Consider the following 6,605-nt stretch of genomic DNA (forward strand, 5'->3'; position numbering starts at 1 on the left):
GCTCCTGACCGGGCCCCCGGGCATGGGAGGATCAGGAGGCGGCCGGCCGGGGCCACACCTCCGGTTGCGCCGAAAGCAGTCCCAGGCGCGAGCATCGAGGAGCACCGTTGAGCAGGTTGCGTTGGCTGACCGCGGGGGAGTCGCACGGACCCGCACTGGTGGCGACGCTGGAGGGCCTTCCGGCCGGCGTCCCGATCACCACGGACATGGTGGCGGACCACCTTGCCCGCCGGCGGCTCGGCTACGGGCGCGGCGCCCGGATGAAGTTCGAGCGCGACGAGGTCACCTTCCTCGGCGGCGTGCGCCACGGCCTCACGATGGGTTCGCCCGTCGCGGTCATGGTGGGCAACACCGAGTGGCCCAAGTGGGAACAGGTCATGGCCGCCGACCCGGTCGACCCCGCCGAACTCGCCGCGCAGGCGCGCAACGCGCCGCTGACCCGCCCCCGGCCCGGTCACGCCGACCTCGCCGGCATGCAGAAGTACGGCTTCGACGAGGCCAGGCCCGTCCTGGAGCGCGCCTCCGCGCGGGAGACCGCGGCCCGGGTCGCGCTCGGCGCGGTGGCCCGCTCCTACCTGAAAGAGACGGCCGGGATCGAGATCGTCTCGCACGTGGTGGAGCTGGCCGCGGCCAAGGCCCCCTACGGCGTGTACCCGACGCCCGCCGACGTCGAGAAGCTGGACGCGGACCCGGTGCGCTGCCTGGACGCCGACGCGTCGAAGGCGATGGTCGCGGAGATCGACCAGGCCCACAAGGACGGCGACACCCTCGGCGGCGTGGTCGAGGTGCTCGCGTACGGCGTGCCGGTGGGCCTCGGCTCGCACGTGCACTGGGACCGCCGCCTCGACGCACGGCTCGCCGCCGCGCTCATGGGCATCCAGGCCATCAAGGGCGTCGAGGTCGGCGACGGCTTCGACCTCGCCCGGGTGCCCGGCTCCCAGGCGCACGACGAGATCATCGCCACGGCCGACGGCGTCAAGCGCGCCACGGGCCGCTCCGGCGGCACCGAGGGCGGCCTGACCACCGGTGAACTGCTGCGCGTACGGGCCGCCATGAAGCCCATCGCGACCGTGCCGCGCGCCCTCGCCACCATCGACGTGGCCACCGGCGAGGCGGCCAAGGCCCACCACCAGCGCTCCGACGTGTGCGCCGTCCCCGCGGCCGGGATCGTGGCCGAGGCCATGGCGGCGCTGGTGCTCGCGGACGCGGTGGCGGAGAAGTTCGGCGGCGACAGCGTGCCGGAGACCCGCCGCAACGTGCGGTCGTACCTCGACAACTTGCAGATCCGGTGACCGGGGGCCCAGTGGAGCCGGTCGTCGCGTCCGCCGCCGAGCAGGCGCGGGGCGCCGGCGCCGGGAGCGGGCCCAAGATCGTGCTCGTCGGGCCGATGGGCTCGGGCAAGTCCACGGTGGGCGCGCTCGTCGCCGAGCGGCTCGGCGTGGTCTACCGGGACACCGACGCCGACATCGTGGCGGCGGAGGGCCGCGAGATCGCCGACATCTTCGTCGACGAGGGCGAGCCGTACTTCCGTGAGCGCGAACGCGCGGCGGTGCGTGCCGCCGTCGCCACGCACCCCGGTGTGCTCGCGCTCGGCGGCGGCGCGATCCTCGACGAGGGCACCCGTGCGCTCCTTCGGGGCCTGCCCGTCGTCTATCTGTCGATGGACGTCGACGAGGCCGTGCGCCGGGTCGGCCTGAACACCGCCCGCCCGCTGCTCGCCGTCAACCCGCGCAAGCAGTGGCGCGAGCTGATGGGGGCACGCCGTCATCTGTACGAAGAAGTCGCCCGTGCCGTCGTCGCCACCGACGACCGCACCCCCGAAGAGGTCGCGGAAGCGGTCCTCGACGCACTGGAGTTGAAGACCGCGAATCCCGGGGGACGACCCCCGGGCCCCCGGCCGGAGGACCCGATGGCAAGCCAGGTAACAAGGATTCACGTCGGCGGCACGGCGGGCACCGAGCCGTACGAGGTGCTCGTCGGGCGGCAGCTGCTCGGCGAGCTCGGCGGACTGATCGGCGACGCCGCCAAGCGGGTCGCCGTCATCCACCCCGAGGCGCTCGCCGAGACCGGTGAGGCGCTGCGTCAGGACCTCGCCGACCAGGGGTACGAGGCCGTGGCCGTGCAGGTGCCCAACGCGGAGGAGGCCAAGACCGCCGAGGTCGCCGCGTACTGCTGGAAGGCGCTCGGCCAGTCCGGTTTCACGCGCACCGATGTGATCGTGGGCGTCGGCGGCGGCGCCACCACCGACGTGGCCGGATTCGTGGCCGCGAGCTGGCTGCGCGGCGTGCGGTGGATCGCCGTACCGACGACGGTGCTCGGCATGGTGGACGCGGCGGTCGGCGGCAAGACCGGCATCAACACCGCCGAGGGCAAGAACCTGGTGGGTGCCTTCCACCCGCCCGCGGGCGTGCTGTGCGACCTGGCCGCCCTCGACTCGCTGCCGGTGCACGACTACGTCTCCGGGCTCGCGGAGATCATCAAGGCGGGGTTCATCGCCGATCCGGCCATCCTCGACCTGATCGAGGCCGACCCGGAAGCGGCCCGCACGCCCGCGGGACCCCACACCGCCGAGTTGATCGAACGTTCTATTCAGGTCAAGGCGGAGGTCGTCTCCGGCGATCTGAAGGAGTCCGGCCTCCGGGAGATCCTCAACTACGGGCACACGCTGGCGCACGCCATCGAGAAGAACGAGCGCTACAAGTGGCGGCACGGCGCGGCCGTCGCCGTCGGCATGCACTTCGCGGCCGAACTCGGCCGCCTGGCGGGCCGGTTGGACGACGCGACCGCCGACAGGCACCGCACCGTCCTTGAGTCCGTCGGACTGCCGCTGAGCTACCGCTACGACCAGTGGCCGAAGCTCCTGGAGACCATGAAGGTCGACAAGAAGTCCCGCGGTGACCTGCTGCGCTTCATCGTCCTCGACGGTCTCGCCAAGCCGACCGTCCTGGAGGGCCCGGACCCGGCGGTGCTGCTCGCCGCGTACGGGGAAGTCGCCGACTGACCGTCCGGTCCGCCCCGTTACGGGTGGAGTCACGGGCGGAACGAACAAGCCACGGGCACTCCGTGACCGCCCCGGCCGTTCACACAACGTCGGCCGGGGACGGTACCGTTCGGTAAGGGTGGCCCCGGCCGCCGCCCCTATCAGCAGTCGTACGAGACGGAGTGGCACCGGATGCAGCACGCAGTGGGATCTCCGCTGCCGCCGCCCCCTCAGCCGGGGCACGGACCGGCCACCGGCTGGTCCCCGGCCGCACCTCACCCGGGTGCCCCGACGGCGGGCCCGCACGGCCATCCGGTGGCGCCGCCCGCCCCGGCAGGACCGCACCACGGTCCCGCGGTGCCCCACGCCCAGACCGGTCCCGCCCCCGCCGCGCCCGCGTCCGCTCCCGCCCCGCCGGTCCCGCCCGCCCGTGACACCACCGGCCACATCCAGCTTCCGCCCGGTGGCCCCGTCGCCATGCCGAGCCCGCCGCCCGGCGCGACCCCGGCCGACACGGGCTCCACGACGCTCGCCGTGCTCCTGATCGGCCCCGCGGGCGCGGGCAAGACCAGCGTGGCGAAGTTCTGGGCCGAGCACCGGCGTGTGCCGACGGCCCACATCAGCCTCGACGACGTACGCGAATGGGTCCGCTCGGGCTTCGCCGACCCCCAGTCGGGCTGGAACGACCACTCCGAGGCGCAGTACCGCCTGGCCCGCCGCACCTGCGGCTTCGCCGCGCGCAACTTCCTCGCCAACGGCATCTCCTGCGTCCTCGACGACGCCGTCTTCCCGGACCGCCCGGTCGTCGGCCTCGGCGGCTGGAAGCGGCACGTGGGCCCGGGCCTGCTGCCGGTGGTCCTGCTCCCCGGCCTGGAGATCGTCCTGGAGCGCAACTCCCAGCGGAGCGGCAACCGCCGCCTCACCGACGAGGAGGTCGCCCGCATCCACGGCCGCATGGCCGGGTGGTACGGCTCGGGACTGCCCATCATCGACAACTCCCAGCTCGACGTCCCCGCCACGGCCCGCGTCCTGGACGACGTCCTGGCCCGCGCCATCACGAGCCCCCCGAAGTGGTAGCGGCGGGGCGGACGCGCCAGCGGCCCCGCCCCGCCCCGCACGGGGCACCGCCCGTCCGGACGCGCTGAGACGGCCGGTGCGTCGGGGCGCTCATAGGCTCGCCCCATGTCAGAGGTGTACGCCGCGCGCAGGGAGCGGCTCAGGGAGCGCTGTGCGGGCAGTGGGAGCGCCGCGGCGGTGGTGTCGCGGCCCGCGAACGTGCGCTATCTCGCGGGCGCGGCGCCGAGCGGTGCGGCGCTGCTGCTCGGCAGGACCGAGGACGTACTGGTGTGCGCCCGCCCGCCGGGGGAGGAACCCGACGCGGAGCGGCCGGACGCCGACCTGCGCACGCACGTCCTCGAGGCGCGCGGCGGGGACCCGGTCGTCGCCGCGGCCGGGCAGGCCGCGGCCCAGGGCGCCGAGTCGCTGGCCGTGGAGGAGCACCATCTGACCGTGGCCCGCCACCACGCGCTGACCTCGGTGGCGCCGGCCCTGCGCCTGGCCGACCTGGCCTGCGGCGTGGAGCAGCTGCGCCTGGTCAAGGACGAGGAGGAGATCTCCTGTCTGCGGATCGCCGCCGAGATCGCCGACCAGGCCCTCGGCGAGCTGCTCGAGTCGATCCTGGTCGGGCGCACGGAACGGCACCTCGCCCTGGAGCTGGAGCGCCGTCTGGTGGACCACGGCGCCGACGGCCCCGCCTTCCCGACCTCGGTCGCCACCGGGCCGAACTCGGGGCGCGGCGGCCACCGTCCCACCGACCGCAGGGTCGAGGAGGGCGATTTCCTCTCGGTGTGCCTGGGCTCGTGCTACCGCGGCTACCGCAGCGAGATCGGCCGCACCTTCGTCATCGGCACCTCGCCCGCGGACTGGCAGATCGAGCTGTACGACCTCGTCTTCGCCGCTCAGCGAGCAGGCCGTGAGGCTCTCGTACCCGGCGCCGCGTACCGTGACGTGGACCGCGCGGCACGGCATGTGCTGGACGCCGCCGGGTATGCGGACGGACTTCCTCCGCGCACCGGGCACGGGGTGGGACTCGAAATCGACGAGGACCCGCAGTTGGCGCCCGCAGCCATGGGTAAACTGGACGCTTGCGTGCCGGTCACCGTCGAACCGGGGGTTCACCTCCCGGGCCGGGGCGGGGTCCGGATCGATGACACGCTCGTCGTCCGCTGCGAAGCGGACGGCGGACCCGAGCTACTCACCATCACGACCAAGGAGCTGCTCGCGCTCTAGCGCGTGCACGTGCCCGGGGTCGTCCACGTCAGTCCAGGAGATTCCGCAACCGTGGCTTCCACGAACGACCTCAAGAACGGCCTGGTGCTCAAGCTCGAAGGCGGCCAGCTCTGGTCCGTCGTCGAGTTCCAGCACGTCAAGCCCGGCAAGGGCCCGGCCTTCGTGCGCACCAAGCTCAAGAACGTGCTCTCCGGCAAGGTCGTCGACAAGACCTTCAACGCCGGCGTCAAGGTCGAAACGGCCACCGTCGACAAGCGCGACATGCAGTTCTCGTACATGGACGGCGACTACTTCGTCTTCATGGACATGGAGACCTACGACCAGCTGCACATCGACAAGAAGGTCGTCGGCGACGCCGCGAACTTCCTCATCGAGGGCTTCGAGGCCACCGTCGCCCAGCACGAGGGCGAGGTCCTCTTCGTCGAGCTGCCCGCCGCCGTCGAGCTCGTCATCCAGGAGACGGAGCCGGGCGTCCAGGGCGACCGCTCCACCGGTGGCACCAAGCCCGCCATCCTGGAGACCGGCCACCAGATCAACGTGCCGCTCTTCATCACCACCGGCGAGAAGATCAAGGTCGACACCCGCGACAGCAGCTACCTCGGCCGGGTGAACAGCTAACCGTGGCCGCCCGTAACACGGCCCGCAAGCGCGCCTTCCAGATCCTTTTCGAGGCCGACCAGCGCGGCGTCGACGTCCTGACCGTCCTCGCGGACTGGGTGCGGCACTCGCGGACCGACACCAGGCAGCCGCCGGTGAGCGAGTACACGATGGAGCTCGTCGAGGGCTACGAGAAGCACGCTTCCCGTATCGACGAGCTCATCTCGCAGTACGCCGTCGGATGGACGCTCGACCGGATGCCGGTCGTCGACCGCAACATCCTGCGGCTCGGCGCCCACGAGCTGGTCTGGGTCGACGGTACGCCCGACGCGGTGGTTCTGGACGAGGCCGTCCAGCTCGCCAAGGAATTCTCCACGGACGAGTCGCCGGCCTTCATCAATGGCCTGCTCGGCAGGTTCAAGGACCTGAAGCCGAGTCTTCGCCGAGGCGAGTAGGCACCCGCCGCTTTCCCGGTTCCTGGAGGGCCCGCAGCCCAACGGCGGCGGGCCCTCCAGGTTTTGCCGAGGGTTTCCCCACACGTTTCGCACAGGGTTTCGCACAGGTTTTGCCGCACCGGTCTGTCACCGCGCTCGGAAGAGGCCGGAATTGTCACCGCGGCTGGGAAGAGGCCGTGAAAAAGCCGCCGGGGTGGGGGGGGGCCCCGGGGGGTGGGGCCCCCCCCGGGGCCCGGTGTGGGGGATTTTGTCCCCCCGGGAAGATAAAGCCCGAGTGGGGGGCC

Annotated in this window: 6 protein-coding genes; all 6 read left to right on the forward strand. The window is 72.6% G+C overall.

The window, feature by feature from the left end; genetic code table 11:
• Positions 1 to 107 precede the first annotated feature (107 nt).
• Entirely contained in the window at positions 108 to 1,292 is a 1,185-nt protein-coding gene (gene aroC, locus ACH4DX_RS30155) for a chorismate synthase (RefSeq protein WP_398121803.1), read from the forward strand.
• A gap of 95 nt (positions 1,293 to 1,387) precedes the next feature.
• Positions 1,388 to 3,001, forward strand: coding sequence for a 3-dehydroquinate synthase (aroB, locus tag ACH4DX_RS30160; RefSeq protein ID WP_398157514.1), 1,614 nt, complete (start codon positions 1,388 to 1,390; stop codon positions 2,999 to 3,001).
• 171 nt (positions 3,002 to 3,172) lie between these two features.
• The gene (locus ACH4DX_RS30165; protein WP_398157446.1) at positions 3,173 to 4,057 is read left to right on the forward strand and encodes a Pro-rich N-terminal domain-containing protein; all 885 of its coding nucleotides are present in this window, start codon (positions 3,173 to 3,175) and stop codon (positions 4,055 to 4,057) included.
• A gap of 105 nt (positions 4,058 to 4,162) precedes the next feature.
• Positions 4,163 to 5,269, forward strand: coding sequence for a M24 family metallopeptidase (locus ACH4DX_RS30170; RefSeq protein WP_398157447.1), 1,107 nt, complete (start codon positions 4,163 to 4,165; stop codon positions 5,267 to 5,269).
• A gap of 51 nt (positions 5,270 to 5,320) precedes the next feature.
• A complete protein-coding gene (gene efp, locus ACH4DX_RS30175; protein ID WP_030560482.1) occupies positions 5,321 to 5,887 on the forward strand; it encodes an elongation factor P in 567 nt (188 codons plus the stop codon).
• Between the two features lie 2 nt (positions 5,888 to 5,889).
• Positions 5,890 to 6,321, forward strand: a complete 432-nt coding sequence (gene nusB / locus ACH4DX_RS30180) for a transcription antitermination factor NusB (protein ID WP_058851894.1) — start codon at positions 5,890 to 5,892, stop codon at positions 6,319 to 6,321.
• Positions 6,322 to 6,605: the final 284 nt, after the last annotated feature.

Origin of the sequence: Streptomyces sp. NPDC017940, from assembly GCF_044328435.1 — a bacterium.
Taxonomy (GTDB): Bacteria; Actinomycetota; Actinomycetes; order Streptomycetales; family Streptomycetaceae; genus Streptomyces.

What these genes read in the sequence shown, in the direction of transcription:
- aroB (WP_398157514.1), top strand. Translation starts at nt 1,388, where the DNA reads ATGGGCTCGGGCAAGTCCACGGTGGGCGCGCTCGTCGCCGAGCGGCTC.
- ACH4DX_RS30165 (WP_398157446.1), top strand. Translation starts at nt 3,173, where the DNA reads ATGCAGCACGCAGTGGGATCTCCGCTGCCGCCGCCCCCTCAGCCGGGG.
- ACH4DX_RS30170 (WP_398157447.1), top strand. Translation starts at nt 4,163, where the DNA reads ATGTCAGAGGTGTACGCCGCGCGCAGGGAGCGGCTCAGGGAGCGCTGT.